We start from the raw sequence: 19,957 nt of genomic DNA, 5'->3' as shown, positions 1-19,957 counted from the left end.
GTAACTGGAATAAACTATATCTAGTCATAGCTAATGGCTATAGCAAAATATTATTGGGATATCGCCTGCATAAGTGCTTGTATATATGCCGCTCCTAGCTTGGATAGTGAAGCATTTTTATGGGAAATCCAACCGACATTGATAGTTTCCTCACAATCCAATGGTACGGGAATAATTTCATTTCCATTCAAATCGGCGCTTAACACCCCTGTCGATATGGTATATCCGTTCAATCCGATCAGTAAATTGAAAAGCGTCGCCCTATCATTAACACGAATGCTTTTTTTATGTGACATCGTACTGAGAATCTCTTCTGAAAAATGAAAGGAATTATACTCCCCTTGATCAAAGGACAGATATGGGTAATTCTGAAGCTGGTCGATAGTTACGATCGATTGCTTTGCCAGCGGGTTCTTACTACTGATGAAAATATGCGGCTTAGCTGTTAATAAGCTGTTGAATTGCAAATTCCCGGTTTTGAGCAACTTGTTGATGACTTTCCCATTAAACTCATTTAAATATAAGATGCCGATCTCGCTGCGTAAATTTTTGACATCTTCAATAATTTCGTAGGTTTTGGTCTCTCTCAAAGCTAGCTCATATTCATCTTGGCCATACTCCCGGACCAGACTCACGAATGCATTCACCGCGAAAGCGTAATGCTGAGTGGAAACAGAAAAATGCTGCGGAGAAGGCTTAGCATTGAGGTAACGGCTTTCTAATAATTCCGCCTGCTCAACTACCTGTCGCGCATAGCTTAAGAATTCAATACCCTCTTTAGAAAGTGAGATCCCTTTATTAGATCTTTCAAAAATCGCAAGCTGCATTTCTTCTTCCAGATCCTTAATAGCATTTGAAAGACTAGGCTGAGAAATAAACAACCGCTTGGCAGCTTCATTAATAGAACCCCGATTTGCAACCTCAATAACGTACTTTAATTGTTGTAGAGTCAATGAAATACTCCCCTCTAAGTTGTTCCTTACTAGTCTTAAGTATATCAATATATTTGACAATAAACTTTCTTTCTTTTTTTGTTCGGCGGCATTTATTAATCGATCCCTAATACCTTACATAGGTAATTCCCTCCTTCATTGCATGCAAAAAAGCGCACACTCCATCAGGATTGTACGCTTTTTTTGACCCTTATTTCAAATAATCTCGAAAAAGGATATGACGCCTATATTCGGCGTTTTCAACCGTACATACGTAAAGGTGATGCAAAGTTATGTCATCGGGAGGAATAAAAGCCTCTCGCCCTGCAGCTCCTAAATCACCAAAACAACTACACTGGCGCCCATAGAAATCCTCCTTCTTTCATTTTCAATGGCTTTTTAATCGCAGGACCTCCTCTTCAATCCGACTGACGTCAATCCTTTGGAACAATACTTCAACTTGTGTAAGTTCTCTGCCGGCCGGGCTCTCAACATAGTCCCAGAAAGGCTCTAACAAGCCTAGAAAACCTCGTATCTTCTTACAGGAAAAAGGTACAAAAGGTTCCAACAGCATCGATAAATTCGCAATGACTTGAACACAAGTAAATAGAGTATTGCTACAAGAGTCCACATTTTCTTTTATCTGTATCCACGCTTTTTGTTCATCAAAATATTTATTACAGCTTCTAATGAAAGCAAATACGATCTCCAACGCTTCTTTCAGCCTACCTTGTTCAATAAGGTTTCCACAAAGGTGATACAGGTCTTCAATTTGTCGTTTAATTTTTAAATCTATCGCACCATTAGGGATTTTCCCTTCATAAAATTTTTCTATAAATACCAAACTTCGATTCACAAAATTCCCAAACGCTCCAAGTAACTCCCCATTATGGCTGTATATAAACTCTCTCCAGGAGAAATCCGTATCACGATTTTCAGGTCCATTTGCGATTAAAAAATAACGCACAGAATCCGCTTCATACTGCTCTAAAATATAGGGCACCCATACTGCCCAATTTCGACTTGTTGAAAATTTCTTGCCTTCTAAAGTAAGGAACTCGCTAGAAACGATTTGATCTGGCAGGTGTAGATTCCTTATACCAAGCAAAATAGCAGGCCATATTAACGTATGAAAAGGGATATTATCCTTACCATGGATATAGTAGGCTTTGACACCCTCTTTCGTCCAAAACTTTTCCCATGATTCACCACACTGAATTGCCCACTGCTTACTAGCAGAAAGGTACCCACTAACAGCCTCCACCCAGACGTAAATTTTTTTCCCTTCAAAACCTTCTAAGGGAACATCTACGCCCCAATCTAAATCCCGGGTAGCAGCTCGATCCTGTAGCCCTTCTGCTAAATAGCGCTTGGTTAGCCCAATGGCGTTCTCCCTCCAACCGTCCGCCTGATCAACAAAAGCTTCTAGCTCATTCTGAAATTTCGATAGTGCCAAGAAGTAATGTTCTGAAAACCTTGAGGATGGAGTCCCGCTGCATAACTTACATGAACGATTATGAAGGTCCAGAGGATCCAATATAGTCGAACAGGAGTCGCATTGATCACCACGTGCTGCACTTCCACAGTGAGGACAGTTCCCCTCCACATAGCGATCAGGCAAAAAGCGTTCGCAGCCGTCACAATAGGTTTGTTCAACTGCTTTTTTATACAGGACACCATTATCCAGCAATTGAACAAAAAGCTCTTGTACGACTTCGTGGTGGAATGGGTGATCCGTCCGAGTATATAGATCATAGGAAAATCCAATTTTACGGAAACAATCCATAAATTCATTATGGTACCGATCGGCAATTACTTTAGGGGAAACACCTTCATTGTTAGCTTGAATCGAAATAGGCGTACCATGACAATCACTTCCTGATACATAAAGCACCTCTTCTCCCTTTTCCCGAAAATAACGGGCGATTACGTCACCAGGAAGTAAGCTCGCTACCCGCCCTAAATGAAGTGATCCATTTGCATATGGCCAAGCTCCTCCAATAAAAATACTCATTTCCAATTCCTCCCTGTTAAACGAATAAATTTTGAAAACAAAAAAAGCCCCGTCCTATAAAAGGACGAAAGCTATCGCTCACGTGTTTCCACCTAAATTTACCGATCCCTCACGGTTACCGGCCTCTACAGGTACGTCACCAAATGAGGTGATTATAACCTGGCACGTTAACGGGTGCGCCCGGTGCGGCCTACTTCCTCTCAGGAGGGTTCGATGCACAGCTCTGAGACCATATTCGTCAGACGTTTCTTTACTCCTTCTCAGCTACCGGAGTTCTCTGCCCAAAGAACGGGATCCAACTACTCTTTCTCGTCGTTGCTTTATTAGTATTCCTTTTATATCCATTATAATTATATAATCCCAAAAATCAATTTAATTTTTTCAAAGAAAAAAGACCCCTTTCAGGGTCCTTTTCGACGGTGAAAGGATTGATGGTACTTTTGCCTTGAACCTTACTTAGCTGGGTCTCTACCTCATCACATTCCTGTAGTACACGACTACATTAATGAATCTGCGGCACATCTCCTCGCTTCTATATAGATTCAATAACAACTTCCCTGGTAGTTCGCTGCATGATATGCGACACAACACCTCGCTGAATCACCGTCGTAAAGTAATATGTCCGATTTCGAAAAAGTTATACATCTAGGAACGCATTTGGTTGACGAATTTATTTGCTAGGAATATAATTGCTATAGCAACTAACTACGTGGGGTGAATGATTTTGGGATTAGATAACTCATTTGGATTTATTTTGAACCATGCCGGTAGACGTTTGACACAGTTATTGAACAGCCATTTTCAGCCCTATGATATGACAACAGAGCAATGGGTTGTACTCAATCGTTTAGCTGATGAAGATGGCATTACGCAGAAGTTGCTGGCGGTCCGAGCTGAAAAGGATCAGACGAATATCACGCGAATCCTCGATCAATTGGAGCGCAAAGGATTTGTGGAACGACGGGCCAATGAGACGGATCGAAGATCGTTTCTTACTTTTATCACAGAGCAAGGCAAAGCTTTGAATGATATCCTGACGCCAATTGAGCAGAAAGTAATCGCCTCGGTTCTTAGCGGTTTCACGGAGGAACAAACATCGATTTTGCGAGGAATGCTCATCCAATTGACCAACCAAGCCAATGCATGCATCAAGGAATTGGAGGAGTCACAGTGAATAAGGATCAAAAATTGTGGAATCGTGATTTTGTTGCTGTCTGTGTCAGCAGCTTTTTTTTATTTATGACCTTTTATATCCTCGCCGTCACGCTGCCAATCTTCGTCACTGATACGCTGCACGGCGGACAACAGCAAATTGGTCTGGTCATGACCGTTTTTATTATTTCAACCGTCATTTTACGGCCTTTAACTGGTAAGTGGATGGATGAATGGAACCGGAAAAAGATCGTTCTTTTCTCGCTGGCGCTTTTTATGATTTGTACGGCGTTGTATCCACTCGTTCATCAATATACTTTTTTGTTAGGGTTAAGGTTTGTTCATGGCATAGGTTTCGGGATGGTAACAACGGCTGCAGGTGCAGTTGCCATCGAGCTTGTTCCTGAGCGGCGCAAAGGTGAGGGAATTGGGTATTTCAGCCTTTTCATGAGCTTGGCTATGGTTGTTGGTCCCTTTCTGGGGCTCACCATTATGCAAGATCACAATAATAGTCTTCTATTTGGTGTGTGCATTGTGTTCGCGCTTCTCGCTTTCTTGTTTGGGGTGACCATTCGTATTCCTCAAGCTATCTCGAGAGTGGCCGTGCAAACAGAGTCTGGTTGGAGAAAGTTCATTGAGCCGCGGGCTTTGCCCATTTCTCTGGCAGGCAGTGTTTTGGCTTTTTCTTATGGAGCTATTACTACGTTTCTTTCCGTGTACGCCAAATCCATCGGGTTGGATACATATGCGAGTTACTTCTTCATGGTGTTCGCTTTGATGATTGTTATATCCAGACCTTTTACAGGTAAATGGTTTGATCGTTCAGGTCCTCATTTATTAGTGTATCCCGGGGTCTTCCTTTTCACATTAGGAATGATAACCCTAAGTATGGCGTCTTCTCCTATCCTATTTTTAGTCGCAGGAGGTATGCTGGGCCTTGGATTCGGGGCGATGCTTCCCAGCTTTCAGACGATCGCTATTCAAGCCGCGCCGTCTCACCGCAGAGGGCTTGCGACAGGCACTTATTTCTTACTTTTCGACTCCGGATACGGTATTGGCTCCTATGTGCTTGGTGCAGTTGCTTCAAGAACGAATTACCATACGATGTACTTCATTGCTGGGATGGTTGTCGCATGCTCTGCCATTCTGTATTACGGACTTTATCATCGAAAAACAACTTCTTCCCTCAAACCAAGCCCAACCACAATTAAATAATAATCTACGCAAAATATCTGGTTCCTTTGATGGATAAAAAAATGCACCCGGCTTTCAACGAGAGTCGGATGCTTAGTTATTCAGAGGCTTCAGGAAATCCTGCATATAGCATCCTAAATGAAGAAGAATATATGTATGAACCTTAACTCGTTAACCACCCAAAATGGTGGTTTTTTTCTATTTGTGTAAGAAGACAAGAACTTTGCCCTTTCCTATCCTTACGATCTATTTCTCCGATCAATTTGTAAATTTATATATCCAATTACCTCATCATTTTCTTCATGCTTCTTCCCATATGTTAACTTTATATTCAGGATACTGAAGATTGATTCATTATGCCTTCTCACAACTGGTAGGCATAACTCCAAAAGTAGATTTTAGAGTCATTTAGCTTTCGTGAGGGTAGATGAGTTATAGTAGTTACCAATGTTTAGGCAGCAATTGTTGCACTTTTTACAACATCATTCAACCGCGAATATGGATTCATTCATCCAGTAACCTCAATTGAGCATATATGACGATTGATCCCGATTTAAGACATCTCCATGTAGAGCAAGATTGGATGAATGAATCCACGGTCTCTTTAGTCTAATACTTTAGCCTGTCTAACGGGTATTGAGTCTGTTCTCCTCTTATGGATCAATTGTTTCAAGCTGTCCAAATTAGCAAAAACCGTTCCAGTGATAATCGTTATCACCCCTATTGCCGATACCCAAGTGATCGTCTCGCCATATAAGAGCACTCCGAATGTGAGGGCAATCGTCGGCGAAACATAGAGCCATGTAGTCGGAAAGACGGGATTCGTTTTGGCGACGAGCCAATAGAAAAGACTATGCCCTACCATCGAGCCAATAACGATTAAGTATAGAAGAGATCCGATCGCCCTTGCTGACAACAAGCTATTGATGTCCACGTTTTCCGTGAATAAAGACAGAATAAGAAGCAGCAGACCTCCATAAATCATCTGAGCCGCGTTAAGCGCAATGGGCGATGCTTGTGGGAATCGCTGAATGACCCGTTTGGAATATAACGCACCCGAGGAATAGAAGATCTGTCCGACCAAAATAGCGACACATCCGATTATCCACCTTATATTAGCAGTTATTGTAAGGTGTGGAAGCAATAACAATACGATTCCAACGAAACCGAGGATGCAACCGAATGCAGATCGTGACGTTGTCTTCTGCCGCAGGACAAGTGTTTGCAGCACAAGCATCATCATTGGAGCCGTAGCTGATAAAACGGCAGCGAAACCGGAGGAAACATATTGCTCGGCCCAGTACAATGTCGAGAATGTACCGAAAGTCAGGCCTATTCCCGTGAGCAGCATTTCTTTGTGAATTAATAGCGATAAGTTGGCCTTTTTCTTCCATACCATCCAAAAGAACAGTATCAGACCTGCAACAAAGAACCTTATTCCCGCTGAGAAGAAAGGCGGCGTTGAAGCGTCGACACCTACCTTTATCGCTAAAAACGTCGTGCCAAAAATGAGACATACGAGCAAGTAATTGAAAATAATCATGGATGTTCCCCCTCTTGATATGTATTATACAAGATAGGTAATAGAACAGATGAAATATAACAGAACAGATTACTTGGGCATGATATATAATAAGTGAATTAGGGAGTGAACAAGGTATGAAGAATACGGACACATCGACGAATGATACCAAACTACTTTTTAGACAAACATACGATTATATCGTCACCAGAATCGAGCGTGGAGAGTTAAAAGCACATGACAAGCTCCCTTCGATTAGACTGCTTGCCCAAGAGCTCCGGGTGCACCGACTAACGGTGTTTCGAGCGTATCAGTTGCTTAAACAAGACGATAAGGTCTACGTAAAGGAGAAAGCGGGTTATTATGTAAGTCCAGAATTCACGGAACATGTTATTTCCGAGTATACGGAGAGAAGCCCCATCGCCTCTTCCGGCCACTTGAAAAACTCCTTATCTGAAATTCAACAGGTACCCGTTAGTTATCAATTTTCCCAATCACTGATCGATCCGAATTTGCTGCCGAATCTTTACCTATCCGAATATGTTAAGAAAGTTTTCGACATCTATCCGAAATTAATGGGAACCTACTCCAGTGTACAAGGGGATGAAGAACTGCGTGAATTCCTTTGCCAGTACATGAAGCGCCATCATAGTATTCAACTCACAGTAAGCGATCTATTGATTACGACTGGGGGGCAGCAGGCGATTGACCTAATTTCTCGGGTATACATCAGACCGATGGATTTCATCTTGGTAGAAAGACCGACATATAGTGCCGCGCTCGATATATTCCGCCAACAGGGTGCACGGTTTATTCCTGTCGACATTTCCCCCGAAGGCTATGATTTGGAGAGAGTCGAAATGCTAATGAAACTGCACCGCCCCCGTATCTTTTATATGAATCCTACCTTTCACAATCCGACCGGGTTTACGGTTCCTCCAGACCAACGCAAGCAGCTTGTCGAACTGGCTGAACGATATCGCTGTTTACTAATAGAAGATGATGCCATTCACGAGATGTATTTTGATCAGCCGCCTCCTCAGCCCATTTTTTCATACGATACAGATGGGTGGGTTGTATATCTCCGCAGCTTCAGTAAATATGTGGCACCTGGACTACGCATTTGCGCCGTCATCGGTCGGCCGTCCGTGATAAAACCACTCATTACCGCAAAATCGTTGGCTGATAACGGAACTCCTCTAGTCAACCAGAAAATTTTTCTACACTACTTCGAGTCTGAACGGATTAGGCAACATTTGGAGAAGCTGCGCATCGCCCTTCAAATACGAAAAGAAATTGTAGAGGAGGAATTGTCCACTACCGGATGGAGTTGGGTCAGTCCAAAAGGAGGCTTCAATTTATGGCTGAAGCTTCCCGAAGCACTTCCTGTAGAAGAGCTTTTGAAAGAAAGCGTCCGGCATTCGGTCTCTTTTGTTCCGGGTATCATCTGTGATCCGCTCAGAGAGATGCGGTCCTGGATCCGCTTAAGCTATTCGTTCGTCAATGAGGGGCAATTGCGGGATGGAGTCAGGCTGCTCGCAGATATTGCTCGTCGATTTTGATCCCAAAAATGACTAAACAAAAAATCCACCCCCAAGACTAAGCTATTGGGTGGGATTCATCGTCGTTGGTATGCCAGTCCCCATGCGTTTTCAGGATGGATGCCGGAATGCTTGGATCAACACCGTTAAATACCTTAGTGCCTGCATCAATAACCGCTCGATCCGCAGAGGGTCTGCTGACGATTGTTGTTTTCACGGTTAATGCGCAATCTTCCAAAGCATGTGCCCCCAAGCTCACTTGCATTAAATCACCAAATATATAGGTACCTGGACGAATTTCTGTGATCCCGTTCATTGTCAGAGAAGCGGGAGATAGGTACCGGTGCTTATCACATCTGCACGTAAGCCGCTGTTTCTAAGCAATTGAGCGGTTGTACGCGCTGCATTCCCTTCGGCAATGGCAAACTTCTCCATTTCAAACACATCCTTGGCATCGTAAGAGTGACCCGCAAATGTTATCAAACCACGAAAGACAAGACTAGAGAGCTCAACAATCTGTTTGGCCAAATCCACGACAGGCTGACCTTCCGGGACGCCGACACATCCCGGCAGGAAGCGTATGGACATATAAAAATGTTTTAAGTTACATCAATCAAAAGGAAAAAAAGGGAAATTGAGGGAATTTAGAGAATAGCTTATCCTATCCTTTTATTACGCATTACCTCCACAGCACATGGTGTTGTAAAATGTATCCCACATACTCAATATCTAGTTAATTCCCCTTATTAAAGGGGTGGGACCGATACGGTCTATTTTATCCGACAAGGAGTGTACTTGTGAACTATTCAATATTAACGAAATTCTTGCCTTCTAGATTCAATCGTTTTCATGTAATTCTTATTTTTATTACCACCGCATTGCTTGTCTCGTTAATTGGATATAATCAAAGGGATATTGCGAATCCCCGTAATTACCATTATGAAAAACATAAGGCTTCCAATGGCGTCGTTTTGCATACAATTCGGACTACTCCGGATAATGTTCGACTGCAGGCGATCGAGATGAATGTAACGAAAACTCCCTATTACGGTATTAATGGAGGCTTTTTCTGGGAAGGAGCTCTGCTAAGTATCGCAGTTATCAATGACCAACCTTTGAAAGGAATGCCTGGCGATTACGGATCTGGCTGGTACAACACTGGCATTGACACTAACTTAAAGCGTGGAACGCTTGTTTGGGATGACGTCACTAAACGCTTCTCGATTCAAGTAGTCACGCATGCCGGTGAACTGACCGTAACAGATAAGCAGCGTTATTGGGCACAGGGGGGTGTCAGCATGAAGCTTAACGATAGCTTTGGCTGGGAGAGTGATATGATTTTGGAGCAAATGCCAGCCTATAACGAAGGTCATATGCGTACGGCAGTTGTTTATGATAGTCAAGAGAACATTTATATGATTGTAACACCTTCGTACTGTACCATTGAAGAGTTCCGAACAGCCATTCTCGATAGCTTTAGCGATCGAAGGCTGGTAGACGGCATCTATTTGGACGGAGATGGTTCCTCCCAGTTGCAGTGCCGCTATGTTCGTCTGAAAGGAGATCAACGCCAAGTCTATCAGATGCTAACCTTAATCAAATAAGATGACCCAATTTAAAATTTCAATAAAGCCCTTTAACCATAAGTTAGCTCTTGCTCATTCTTAAGGCGGAAACGAGGTATAAAAAAAGGACTACACTAAAAAAGTTCCAAATACTTGGTATTGACGCGACAGATAAATAAAGACCGTAAGGCAACGACCAAGCAAATACAATGTACATTAAGATTCGATTTCTCAAAAATGAGGTTATGATGCCTAAAAATGCAGGGAGAATCAACATTTTTTAAACATTACTGATTCGACATTTACCCAATTTCCTGTTCCAGGCTCTTCAAGCAACTGACTTTTTCCCGCTTTAGGTCGAACAATATTTTCAAATATAGTTCCTCCCATCTGAATCATATTAACAGTTACATCCGAGAAATAGATATGTTCCCACTTAGAATTCACAAAATTCGTATTAGCAAATGAAGTATCTCTCATATCAATATTATTAAAAGAAGCCTCTTTGAAACAGACCCTATGTATTTCTTCGTTTCTTAAATCTTGCAATTCCAACCCATTGTTTGAATCCAATACTTTCTTTTCTGTAAGTGGCACTGCAAAACGTCCTTTCTTACTGGATTATTTAAAGCGTTTTATTCAACTAAGATATACTATTCGTTAAAAAATACAAACTACCTTTTTATGTAAAAATATTATCTATTTAATTTTATTATGCTTTCCCGTAGCCTCTCCTATTGTTATTGGACTATTGTTTCATCTCCGAAATGGTCGGATACGAAAACCCTACGTACTTTAGTACCGTTTTCCGGGCAAGACGGCGAAATATGACAGACATTTCAGGACTTTTAGTTTATAATTGATACATTATGTATCATACAAACCACTAAGGAGGAAACTATGTTTAAATCTACAGTAAAATTGGCGTTATCTTTTGCATTATGTTTTGCGATTATGGTACCGACAGCGTTTGCACAGGAACAAAAATCTCTTGTTGCTCTCGGAGATTCCATCACTTTTGGGTATAACTTAGACACAAAAAACAATCACCCGTCGAAAGAAGCATTTCCGGAGTTATCAGTGGAAGGCGAAAAGTACCGTGTGCGAAATCTTGGAGTTCCGGGAGATACGTCATCTAACCTCCTAACTCTTCTTAAGACTGAAAAGTATCGTCAAGCAGTTCGTCATGCTGATGTGATCACACTTAATATCGGAAGTGCCGACTTTTTAAAGGGTGCAAGTCCGATTATTGCCAAACTGCTAACGATTCCGAATTATCAACCTACACTCGAGGATGTATCATTAATGCAAAATATCACGATAAATCTTGTTACAAATCTACAGCAAATTGTTTTTGATATTCGCACTTTGACAGATGCACCGATTATATTATATACAATTTATAATCCTTTTTATGGAATGGATGCACAAGCCGGTGCTTTGCTATATGGAGCAAACGTAGCGATCAGTTCTTTTAAGGCAGATCCAAGCATCAAAATTGCTGATGCGTTCACAGCGTTTATCGGGAAGCAAAATCTCCTTATTCTTCCTGAAGATGTTCATCCTAATTTGGAAGGACAACAACTGCTCGCGGACTTAGCTGCTAATGCCATCCAAGAAGTCAACTAACAAGCAAAATGGATGAATAAATGTTATAAAAAGCTGGTAGATGTTCATGTATGCAAATCTGCTCATGAAATGTACCAGCTTAATTTATATTAAGCTCTCGTGTCCCGTTAGCGGAATAACGTTCTGAGGTTCACTAATTAAAGGAATATATAAATCAATACTGCGATAACTAGCTCACTTTTCCCTTACACTCAGAATAACCCCAACAATTATAATCATTCCACCGATCAAATCATATATATGCAAGACTTCATGTAGGAATACGGTTGAGAATAACACGCCAAAAAGAGGAACGAGATTCATCAGCGCCATTGCAGTACCGGAACTGAGGTTGCGCAGCCCATAATTATAAAGCATAAAGGCTGCTACTGAGCAGAAAACCCCAAGATAGAGCAGCATCCAGAGAGAATCTACACTAGGCATCTGCCATCTTGACCGCTCAATCAGTGCAAGCGGAATGAATGCAAGCGTCCCTGCAATCGTCTGGTAAAACGAAACGGTTACCATTGAGTAGTTTCTGACAACTTTGCGAGTTGTAAAGTTATAAGTTGCAAAGACAACGCCCGCCAGGATTAGAATTAGGTTACCCGTCAGCTGTCCTGAACTCTCCCCCGAACTGCCGCCCGAAATCTGATACACTCCGACTACTGCCATCACAATCCCAAGCCCCTTCAGCCAGGAAATTTTTACTCGAAAAAAAATGAACTCAAGCAGCGCTGTTATGGCCGGGTAAGAAGCGACGATCAGTGCGGCACTCGATGCCGTTGTCAGTTCAAGCCCGATATTCTCCAGCGCAAAGTAAAGAGTCGTTCCCAATATTCCGCTCAGCGCCATCAAACCCATATCCTTCGGTGCAGGCCTTATAAATTCTTTTCTAGACAGCATAATCGCTCCTAAAATGAAGGAAGCAATTACAAAGCGTGCCGCCCCCAATGTGAGAGGTGGAAAGGAATTGTATGCAATCTTAGTCCCAACAAACGAGGTGCTCCATAGCAAAATGGCAATAATGACAGCGAATAGGTAAAAGCTGCTGCTTTTTTGGGCCTTTGCTATTAGCACCTTTTGGATTTCATTTGATGTATCCATGCTGTACCTCCAAGTAATTCTAAGGAATTGAATGTAGTAGCTACTTTTGTAGCTACTATTATTCATGATACAGCATTGGCACTATCGTCTGTCAAGTGTAATAATGGAGTAGATCAGATAAGTGAAAGAATAGGACTTATGTACGACGCGGAGGGTAGGAGGTTAAAAAATGAAATTAGAAATCATTAAGATGTTGCAGGATTTGAATTTTACCGAATATGAAGCCAAAGCGTACCTAGCCCTTCTGGATAAATCTCCTTTATCAGGGTATGCGATTTCTTTGAACTCGGGTGTTCCGCGTTCTAAAATTTATGAAGTGCTAAGCGGAATGGTGGAGCGCGGCGAAGTTATGGTCAGTCACGAAGATCCTTCGTTGTATACGCCACTGCCGCCTCAAGAGCTGATCCGGCTGAAAAAAAGCAAAATCGACTCCTCATTCGAAGCTGCTGAAACTGCGCTTGCCCACTACTCTTATGTATCCTTAAATCGGGAAAACATTTGGAACATCACCGGGTTTGAAGCCATTTTGAGCCGGGCGGCGGAAGCGGTTAATCGGGCAGCTGGGCGTATTTTGCTAGAAATCTGGACAGAAGAAGCCAAGCTACTGGAACCGGAACTACGGAGGGCTGCGGAACGAGGCGTCGAGATTCTGATCGTCGTATATGGAGAACTACAGTTCGATTTTGCGCAAGTGTACCCGCACGATTCGAGTGAAGAGATTACACGGGAATACGGCGGCCGTTGGATTGTGGCGAGCATAGACGACAGCGAAGTGGTAGCCGGTATAGTTTCTCTTGGAACGGACAGCCGCGCCGCTTGGACCATGCACCCCGGTCTCGTCATGCCGATCACCGAGGTCATCATCCATGACCTATACATCCATGAGATTATGCAAGCGCACCGTGAAACGCTAGAACAGACATTCGGACCCAATCTGATTGAACTGCGAAAAAGGTATAACTTCGGGCCTGCTGGCTACAGCATGGCGAAGAAGCTAGGCTTTGGAAATTAACTTAAAAGCAAAGGAAATTTTGAAGAAACGCCGTATCTTACCTCAATGGTTGATACGGCTTCTTATATCAGCTTTCTTCTTTAACCTTTCCTCACCATTTTCCATTGCAATTCCCAATCCAACATACTCCAACATGTCGATATCGTTATCACCTTCACCAAACGCGATTGCTTCCGACTTGTTAATATTTAAATAGTCCAATACCTTCTTAATCCCAGCTCTTCTGTAAGGGTACTCATTTTCTGGGGATATTTTGTAATATTCAATGTCTCTTTTAATGCTTTCATAACCCGCTCCAAGTTTTTAGTAATGTTTTCAAACGCTCTGCCGTAGATGGAGATGCCGTGTAAATCATAATCTTAAGTTCTGGATTGGTCGGTGGCTGTAAGGTCACATGTTCAAATTCCATCTCCCCAATAAAGGGATCGTTCCATCGTTTGTGGCAGTCAGCGACGGTCTGAACATCATGTTTTGGCCAAAAAGAACGAAATAATCCACTTACCTCCATAAACTCCTCAATTAACCCCTTAAGCTTTTCGTCGTTCGAGAAAAGTGGGTAATCCGCACGAAACCGCGCAATCATGACCTTTGCTTTAGCTTCCCAATCCAAATTATTCGTTTGTAGAGTCGAATCCGTCAGAAAACGTCTCAACCAATTAGGGCGCTGCTGTAATTCCTTTGAGAATGTCGGTAGTCGAAATACAAGTTCTGCCGCTCGATTCCACATCAATAAATCCCAACCTCTTCCCAAAATGAAAGCTGGATTAGGTTCAAGAGCCCTCACCGTTTGCTCCAACCCGGTACTCACTTCTTGTTCCTCTTCTACCTCCAGTTTCGCTGGCATCGCAAGCATATGGAGATGGCGGCACTCATCAACGGATAACCGTAACGCTTCCGCCAAACTATCTAATACTTCCTCTGATGGATTTACATCTCTCCCCTGTTCCAATGAGGTATACCATGAAATACCAATATGGGCAAGTTGGGCCACCTCTTCTCGCCGAAGCCCTGGCGTTCGACGTCGGCCATAAGACGGCAACCCAACTTCCTCTGGAGTAAGACGCTCTCTGCGTGCCCGCAAAAATTCACCCAGCGATAAGCTGGAAGAAAACTCTTTCATAGGCTGCTCCCCTTATCCTGACACTGCCAATCCTACGTTTAACACAGGAAGGCTGCTGATTCCAGTTTCTGTAATACTGTTAGTATAGCATTGACAAAACCGAGGAGGTAATCGAAAATGAATGTTTTTTTAACTGGGGTAACAGGAAAAATAGGAAGCCGCTTTGTACCACGTTTGATGCAGCGCGGGCATAACGTTAAAGCAATGATCCGAGATGCTTCAAAGGCGAGTACGTTTCAACAGCTAGGTGTTGAGGTTATCGAAGGTGATCTTTTGCAGACGGAAAGTCTAGCAAGTTCTTTACAAGGCACTGACGTCGTGGTGCACCTGGCCGCTCAGTTTCGCGGTGTAGATGAAGCTACGGCGAAACTGTCAAACATCGATGCCAGCATTGCTTTAGCAAGTGCTGCCTTAGATGCAGAAGTTCCAAGATTTGTGTTTGCGAGCACCAATTTAGTATATGGTTCTGGAGCTGGAGCTCCTAACAGACCGAGCCGCGAAGAGGACGAATTACGACCTGGATTCCCTTATCCTCAAACCAAAGTCGCAGCAGAAGAAGCCTTGCTCCGTCTTCATCGTGAGAAGGGATTGGGGCTTCGTATTCTGCGGTTTGGTTTTGTCTATGGTGAACATGATCCCCATGTCACAGAATTTCTGCCAATAATGAGCAAATGGAACCTCGCTAAACGGCTTCATATGGTACACCATGCGGATGTAAGTCAAGCTTTGCTGCTTGCTGCATGCATGCATGGAATAGATGGCAACATTTATAACGTTGCTGATGATTCCCCCATAACGGTTGAAGAACTATTTCGACTCCATGGTTTTACTGACAACCAATTAACAGAAGCCATGCAGCAAGAGTTCAATCCATGGGATATGATCGTAGATACAACACGCATCAGAGAAGAATTAAACTATCGACCAATCTTCCCTTCGTTTTATTCAGCTAGAGATGCAGGAGCATTGTAATCTCATGAAAAAAAGACCATGTCGATGACATGGTCAAATAAACAAGAATTAAATAGTCCACTATTTATCGTACTTGTAGAGATTAATTTCGTGCTTCACGTAATAAAGATCTCCGTACTTATCCGTTGTCAGCAGCGTCACACCTGCCCCGATTAAAGCAACCGCGTCTTTGTTGGCAGAATTGGCGTCAACTGCGTACAATTTCGCACCGATGCTCACATAGACATTACCGTCGTTGCCGATAACCATCTTGCCGCCTTGCCAAGACACGGGTATTGAGCTGAATTTGTCGGGATATACTGTCGTATGAGCAGCATCTGGATTATTCGGATCGATAATAAACAAATCTGCGGTCGTGTCATGGGACGAATTGCCTGACGAGTTCCCTTCCGCAAGTCCCCATATTTTCCCATCCGGACCAACGATAAGATCAGAGATGACTTTTCTTCCTGGGGCTGGGACGAATTGAGGAACAGGTGTCGAGTTGGCGCTCGTTGTATTCCAAACGAACACTTTTCCTTCCGTCGCATCAACCGTGCTGCTGATTCCCCCGTAAACGGATGTGCCGCCAAAAACTTTATTGTTCTTGTATGCAAGTGAAATAACACTTTGATGGTAGACAATATCGTTAATGGTCGTGACTTGTTGGGAAGTAGACAAGTCATAGACGGTGAAGGAGCCTTTATTATTCCCGGAACTCGCTACTGAACTGACATAAAGCCGATTCATTGAGGGTTCTGCTAACATGCCAAACGGACGATCCTGTTGGTAAGGGGCGTCGTCGATATCCTGGAACAGGAGCGAAGGATTCGTAGTATCATTCCACGTCGACGTTGTATCGTATTTTTTGATCCACGCGCCGGGATATATGCCTAGATACAAATTGTTGCCCATTGTTGTCATGTTTTCCGCTTGGCCTGCGCCTTTATAGCGCTTTTCTTCGGATGTATCCGGATTATAGATGCCCATCCCTCCAAGCAAATAGCCGCTTGTGTAAATATTGTCGGCTGGCCCCTTGACCAGTGACCGGATTTTGGTCACAGATTCTGGAATTACGAACGATGTCGTCGTATCAATTGTAGGCGTTGCTGCAAGCTTATATTTCAAAATTTTTCCTGATTTTAGCGCAGCATACAGATAAGTGTTGCCTGCATCGGTCAAAAAAGTATAACCAGCTGCACTTCCTCCTGCATCGCCCAGATTTGATTCTGTTGCCGATGAAATATCGTAGCTGTAAAGATTATTCCCTTTCGTGTAGAACACTTTGTCATCCGATGGGTGTTTCATCGATACGCCACGTGAATCGACATCGCTTAAGGAAGAGGCAATCGTACCAGTTGTGCTATCCAATACCAGCGTTGGACCCGCCGATAGCTGGGCGAACACCCTCGAGGCCGCTCCGTTCGAGATATAATCGAGTCCAAGCACAAACTTGCTGCCATAATTTGACGGGGAAATGGTGGTTTGTGTTCCACTCGTCGGATTAAAGCGTATGATTGTCGCATTCGAGGTCGGTCCCATGCCCATATAAACCTCGGTATCGCTCGCATAAGCGATCGACCTCACGAAATTAAGGCCACTGACGATGGGTTGGTCACTGTTTAAGACGACAGTCCCTCCAGTTGGATCGTACTGGAACGCTTTGCCGCCGGTGGAAGTTCCGCCGTAGACTTTTCCGTTGCTTCCCGCCGTTACATCCCAAATAACGTCCATTCCGGTTGGTAGGGTGATTGGCACTAACGAGCTGCCAGAAATTACTTTTTGCCCATTAACCGTGCTAACTGTGCCGGGGAGATACCGAAACATCGTTTTCTTGTTAGCCGTTCCCAAATAGACGGACTTATCAGTAGCCACCGTCATTCCCCAGACTGCTTCTATTTTAGTGTTATTCGGATCAACCATGAGATCTCGATCATCCAACAGCTCACCCGTTCGGGCATCGTAAACCACCAACTTGGACGGAAACCCGCTGGAACCGACATACATTAGATCCGTGTTACCACTTGCATCTTTGCCGAATACAGCGACGTCGAGGGGATTGTTCTTTATTTGAGTGCCGAGATTGTATTCAATCGGACGATCCAGCGTCACATCATCGACGTAGGCGACCATCGAAGTTGTCGTCCCCGTTGTTAGATATACGGAGACAGATGCTGTGCCTGTAGGGGCGGTAGCGGATACAGAAACCGGGGTCCATTGTGAAGCAATACCGGTGAAATCGTTTGCAGCATCTTTAAGGACCGTTCCAACGGAATTCTTGAAAAGAAGGTGGATACTCAGCCCGGAGCCGCTGGACGGGTAGATTTTGGCCGTAGCTCCGACTCTTGTGCCAGAATAAACCGTTACATTCGAGCTTTCCGCATAACTTGCAGTGGATGAACTGGAATCGTCCAGTTTAAGACTGTAGGTTCCCCCTGTCTTCTGAACTGTCGAAACGGCAGCACCAGAGGACACTGTCCAAGTACCGCTTAACGGGTCTTCGAAGCCTGCATTTTTAACGGTTTGGCCGATTGAAACATCGTCAATATAGGCTGTAGTAACAGCCGCTAATGAGCTGTAAACCATGACCGCTACTTGATTCGTATCAGCAGGAGCTTTTGCTGTAATAGTTCTCTTCGTCCATTGATTGAGCGTGGGCGTAACGCCACCAGTGGGTGCAATAATCGTTTCTGTAGTGCCGTTATAGAAGATCAACCAAACATCAATCGATCCTTGCTCAATATAAGCAAAAGTAGAAGCGGTATACTCTTCATTCTGCGTAATACTAACCTTTTCGCTAATCCGTGCAACCCGAAGTACTGGTGTCCACCATTTTCATACTGTTCAAGCCAGTGTAAGCTTTCTCACTCGAGACAGTGGTCCAATGCGGTATGCCGGTTCCGGCATCCTCGAAAGAAGAGTTGAGGATAGATATCGTGATGCCAGATGCGCGAGCATCGGGGTTCTGGAAACAGCTGATGATAAGCAAACAACTAAACACCATACAAACGAGGCGAATCCATATGGAGCGGAAACGTAATTGCTTTCATAATTACCACTCCTCACACAAAGTTTGGCTGCGGTCAATCGTGAAGCTGTCGATACCGAATTGCGTTTACGAACTCCTTTCCTACCCAATTGGGCCTAGTTTACATTTCTCGTCAAGTTCACCCCCTTCCGTCTTTAACATTCGACTGGTTTCTGTGATGGATCAGCGAATGTCAATACCTGATATCCTGGATTATCTACTCTCATTTTAAGCCCACGCGTGCGTTTAAAATATGTCATCATTTTTAGAAAGTGTGGACAATTTCAAGAAAAAGTGTATAAAATTTCAAGATATAATTTACTGATCGGTCAAAAATTATTCAAAAAAAAACCCTCTGTATTTTCATAGAGGGGATTGATCCAAGTGATAAATTTCTCAAACATTAGAATAAGCCAACCTCGCTCCACTTTTTGTATCATCTGCTCAGTAGTTAACAAAGCTCTATCTCAGGAATTCCTTCCGTGCTTTCCTGAATGTCTTCAAACAGTCCGTCTGCCCGCACCTTCGTGTAGTACTCATATTGTCCGATAACCCCATAATCCCCTTGCATGACACCTGGATAGGCTCGGTTTACCGAATAGATTTGACTTCGATGTGCATGAAGCGCACGCCCTTTTGTTTCACGCTGATTCACTATGTTCACTTTTCCAGTTATGGGGACTGCACCGGTTGGTGCTGAATCTGCGCAATAATCATAGTAGTGAGGAATTGATGCGAAAAACAAGGTGCAATACTGAGTAGGCATCAATTTCTCCTCAGATTGAAGAACCGCTTGCTCTGTAGCCCGGGATATGGCTATATGATCACGATGTCCCGTCACTCCGTTTGGAGGAAACGTTACGATGACGTGCGGCTGCAGCTGCACAATCGTGGATTCAATTTTTGCGGCCATTTCGTTGATATCCTGGTTAATCAAACTTCCATCCGCGTAATGAAGTAAATATAAGTTAGTCACGCCTATGACGTCGCAAGCCTGTGACAATTCCTGCTCCCGGAGTGTGGCGAGTTCCTGCTTGCAGGTTACTAAATACTCACCAGACTTTCCCCCACAACCAGAGGTTGCGCAAATCAAATTGACGTCGTGACCGGCTTCCCTATATTTGGCCATGGTGCCGGCGCAAGCGAAAGACTCATCATCAGGATGGGCAAAAACGAACAACAGCCTTTTTTTCATAGGATCCCTCCATTGG

Annotated in this window: 17 protein-coding genes and 2 pseudogenes; 7 read left to right on the top strand and 12 right to left on the bottom strand. The window is 43.5% G+C overall.

The features are described from left to right. Positions 1-50: 50 nt before the first annotated feature. The 3 genes and pseudogenes from QFZ77_RS21595 to metG form a co-directional block, all read right to left on the bottom strand. A complete protein-coding gene (locus QFZ77_RS21595; protein ID WP_307442565.1) occupies positions 51-953 on the bottom strand; it encodes a LysR family transcriptional regulator in 903 nt (300 codons plus the stop codon). Positions 954-1,143: 190 nt separating this feature from the next. Continuing rightward, positions 1,144-1,263: pseudogene (locus QFZ77_RS21590) on the bottom strand (GrpB family protein); the annotation flags it as partial. A gap of 57 nt (positions 1,264-1,320) precedes the next feature. After that, positions 1,321-2,946: a methionine--tRNA ligase gene (gene metG, locus QFZ77_RS21585; RefSeq protein ID WP_307442563.1), complete on the bottom strand. Its 1,626-nt coding sequence runs from the start codon at positions 2,944-2,946 to the stop codon at positions 1,321-1,323. Between the two features lie 724 nt (positions 2,947-3,670). Here metG and QFZ77_RS21580 point away from each other — a divergent pair. Continuing rightward, the gene (locus tag QFZ77_RS21580; RefSeq protein ID WP_307442561.1) at positions 3,671-4,120 is read left to right on the top strand and encodes a MarR family winged helix-turn-helix transcriptional regulator; all 450 of its coding nucleotides are present in this window, start codon (positions 3,671-3,673) and stop codon (positions 4,118-4,120) included. Further along, entirely contained in the window at positions 4,117-5,313 is a 1,197-nt protein-coding gene (locus QFZ77_RS21575; protein ID WP_307442559.1) for an MFS transporter, read from the top strand. Before QFZ77_RS21580 ends, QFZ77_RS21575 begins: the two co-directional genes overlap by 4 nt. A gap of 583 nt (positions 5,314-5,896) precedes the next feature. Here QFZ77_RS21575 and QFZ77_RS21570 read toward each other — a convergent pair. Next, positions 5,897-6,835 (bottom strand): DMT family transporter, encoded by a 939-nt coding sequence (locus tag QFZ77_RS21570; RefSeq protein WP_307442557.1) that lies wholly within the window; start codon positions 6,833-6,835, stop codon positions 5,897-5,899. Positions 6,836-6,951: 116 nt separating this feature from the next. Between QFZ77_RS21570 and QFZ77_RS21565 the strand changes: the two genes are divergently transcribed. Further along, complete coding sequence (locus tag QFZ77_RS21565) at positions 6,952-8,376, top strand: aminotransferase-like domain-containing protein (protein ID WP_307442555.1); 1,425 nt, start codon at positions 6,952-6,954, stop codon at positions 8,374-8,376. Positions 8,377-8,413: 37 nt separating this feature from the next. Here QFZ77_RS21565 and QFZ77_RS21560 read toward each other — a convergent pair whose 3' ends face one another. Continuing rightward, the gene (locus tag QFZ77_RS21560; RefSeq protein WP_307442552.1) at positions 8,414-8,593 is read right to left on the bottom strand and encodes a hypothetical protein; all 180 of its coding nucleotides are present in this window, start codon (positions 8,591-8,593) and stop codon (positions 8,414-8,416) included. Between the two features lie 80 nt (positions 8,594-8,673). After that, positions 8,674-8,943, bottom strand: coding sequence for a hypothetical protein (locus QFZ77_RS21555; RefSeq protein ID WP_307442550.1), 270 nt, complete (start codon positions 8,941-8,943; stop codon positions 8,674-8,676). 209 nt (positions 8,944-9,152) lie between these two features. On the opposite strand from QFZ77_RS21555, the gene QFZ77_RS21550 reads away from it, so the two are divergent. After that, complete coding sequence (locus QFZ77_RS21550) at positions 9,153-9,959, top strand: hypothetical protein (RefSeq protein WP_307442548.1); 807 nt, start codon at positions 9,153-9,155, stop codon at positions 9,957-9,959. 231 nt (positions 9,960-10,190) lie between these two features. On the opposite strand, the gene QFZ77_RS21545 is transcribed toward QFZ77_RS21550, so the two are convergent. Beyond that, entirely contained in the window at positions 10,191-10,517 is a 327-nt protein-coding gene (locus tag QFZ77_RS21545; RefSeq protein ID WP_307442546.1) for a pentapeptide repeat-containing protein, read from the bottom strand. A 303-nt stretch (positions 10,518-10,820) separates the two neighbouring features. On the opposite strand from QFZ77_RS21545, the gene QFZ77_RS21540 reads away from it, so the two are divergent. After that, on the top strand, positions 10,821-11,549 hold the full coding sequence (locus QFZ77_RS21540) for a GDSL-type esterase/lipase family protein (RefSeq protein ID WP_307442544.1): 729 nt from the start codon (positions 10,821-10,823) through the stop codon (positions 11,547-11,549). A gap of 174 nt (positions 11,550-11,723) precedes the next feature. Here the strand turns inward: QFZ77_RS21540 and QFZ77_RS21535 are convergent, their stop codons facing one another. Beyond that, entirely contained in the window at positions 11,724-12,635 is a 912-nt protein-coding gene (locus QFZ77_RS21535) for a DMT family transporter (protein ID WP_307442543.1), read from the bottom strand. A 169-nt stretch (positions 12,636-12,804) separates the two neighbouring features. On the opposite strand from QFZ77_RS21535, the gene QFZ77_RS21530 reads away from it, so the two are divergent. After that, positions 12,805-13,647, top strand: coding sequence for a TrmB family transcriptional regulator (locus QFZ77_RS21530; RefSeq protein WP_307442541.1), 843 nt, complete (start codon positions 12,805-12,807; stop codon positions 13,645-13,647). Between the two features lie 66 nt (positions 13,648-13,713). Here the strand turns inward: QFZ77_RS21530 and QFZ77_RS21525 are convergent. Further along, positions 13,714-13,994, bottom strand: a pseudogene (locus QFZ77_RS21525) (HAD hydrolase family protein); the annotation flags it as partial. After that, positions 13,931-14,767 carry a helix-turn-helix transcriptional regulator gene (locus QFZ77_RS21520; RefSeq protein ID WP_307442539.1) on the bottom strand — a complete coding sequence of 279 codons (837 nt, stop codon included), beginning with the start codon at positions 14,765-14,767 and terminating at the stop codon, positions 13,931-13,933. The pseudogene QFZ77_RS21525 and the gene QFZ77_RS21520, both read right to left, overlap by 64 nt. A gap of 117 nt (positions 14,768-14,884) precedes the next feature. Between QFZ77_RS21520 and QFZ77_RS21515 the strand changes: the two genes are divergently transcribed. Continuing rightward, entirely contained in the window at positions 14,885-15,739 is an 855-nt protein-coding gene (locus QFZ77_RS21515) for an NAD-dependent epimerase/dehydratase family protein (RefSeq protein ID WP_307442537.1), read from the top strand. A gap of 60 nt (positions 15,740-15,799) precedes the next feature. Here QFZ77_RS21515 and QFZ77_RS21510 read toward each other — a convergent pair whose 3' ends face one another. Both QFZ77_RS21510 and QFZ77_RS21505 read right to left on the bottom strand, forming a co-directional pair. Then, entirely contained in the window at positions 15,800-18,433 is a 2,634-nt protein-coding gene (locus QFZ77_RS21510) for an NHL repeat-containing protein (protein ID WP_307442535.1), read from the bottom strand. 764 nt (positions 18,434-19,197) lie between these two features. Further along, positions 19,198-19,941: a PIG-L deacetylase family protein gene (locus QFZ77_RS21505; protein ID WP_307442533.1), complete on the bottom strand. Its 744-nt coding sequence runs from the start codon at positions 19,939-19,941 to the stop codon at positions 19,198-19,200. Between the last annotated feature and the right edge of the window lie 16 nt (positions 19,942-19,957).

The sequence above is a fragment of the Paenibacillus sp. V4I3 genome, assembly GCF_030817215.1.
GTDB lineage: Bacteria > Bacillota > Bacilli > Paenibacillales > NBRC-103111 > Paenibacillus_E.
Note: the sequence above shows the minus strand (reverse complement) of the source record. Positions and strands in the feature narration are given on the sequence as shown.

Bases quoted from the DNA above. Each gene is read 5' to 3' on its own strand.
- metG (WP_307442563.1), bottom strand. From the start codon at position 2,946: ATGAGTATTTTTATTGGAGGAGCTTGGCCATATGCAAATGGATCACTT.
- QFZ77_RS21570 (WP_307442557.1), bottom strand. From the start codon at position 6,835: ATGATTATTTTCAATTACTTGCTCGTATGTCTCATTTTTGGCACGACG.
- QFZ77_RS21565 (WP_307442555.1), top strand. From the start codon at position 6,952: ATGAAGAATACGGACACATCGACGAATGATACCAAACTACTTTTTAGA.
- QFZ77_RS21555 (WP_307442550.1), bottom strand. From the start codon at position 8,943: ATGTCCATACGCTTCCTGCCGGGATGTGTCGGCGTCCCGGAAGGTCAG.
- QFZ77_RS21540 (WP_307442544.1), top strand. From the start codon at position 10,821: ATGTTTAAATCTACAGTAAAATTGGCGTTATCTTTTGCATTATGTTTT.
- QFZ77_RS21535 (WP_307442543.1), bottom strand. From the start codon at position 12,635: ATGGATACATCAAATGAAATCCAAAAGGTGCTAATAGCAAAGGCCCAA.
- QFZ77_RS21530 (WP_307442541.1), top strand. From the start codon at position 12,805: ATGAAATTAGAAATCATTAAGATGTTGCAGGATTTGAATTTTACCGAA.
- QFZ77_RS21520 (WP_307442539.1), bottom strand. From the start codon at position 14,767: ATGAAAGAGTTTTCTTCCAGCTTATCGCTGGGTGAATTTTTGCGGGCA.
- QFZ77_RS21515 (WP_307442537.1), top strand. From the start codon at position 14,885: ATGAATGTTTTTTTAACTGGGGTAACAGGAAAAATAGGAAGCCGCTTT.
- QFZ77_RS21505 (WP_307442533.1), bottom strand. From the start codon at position 19,941: ATGAAAAAAAGGCTGTTGTTCGTTTTTGCCCATCCTGATGATGAGTCT.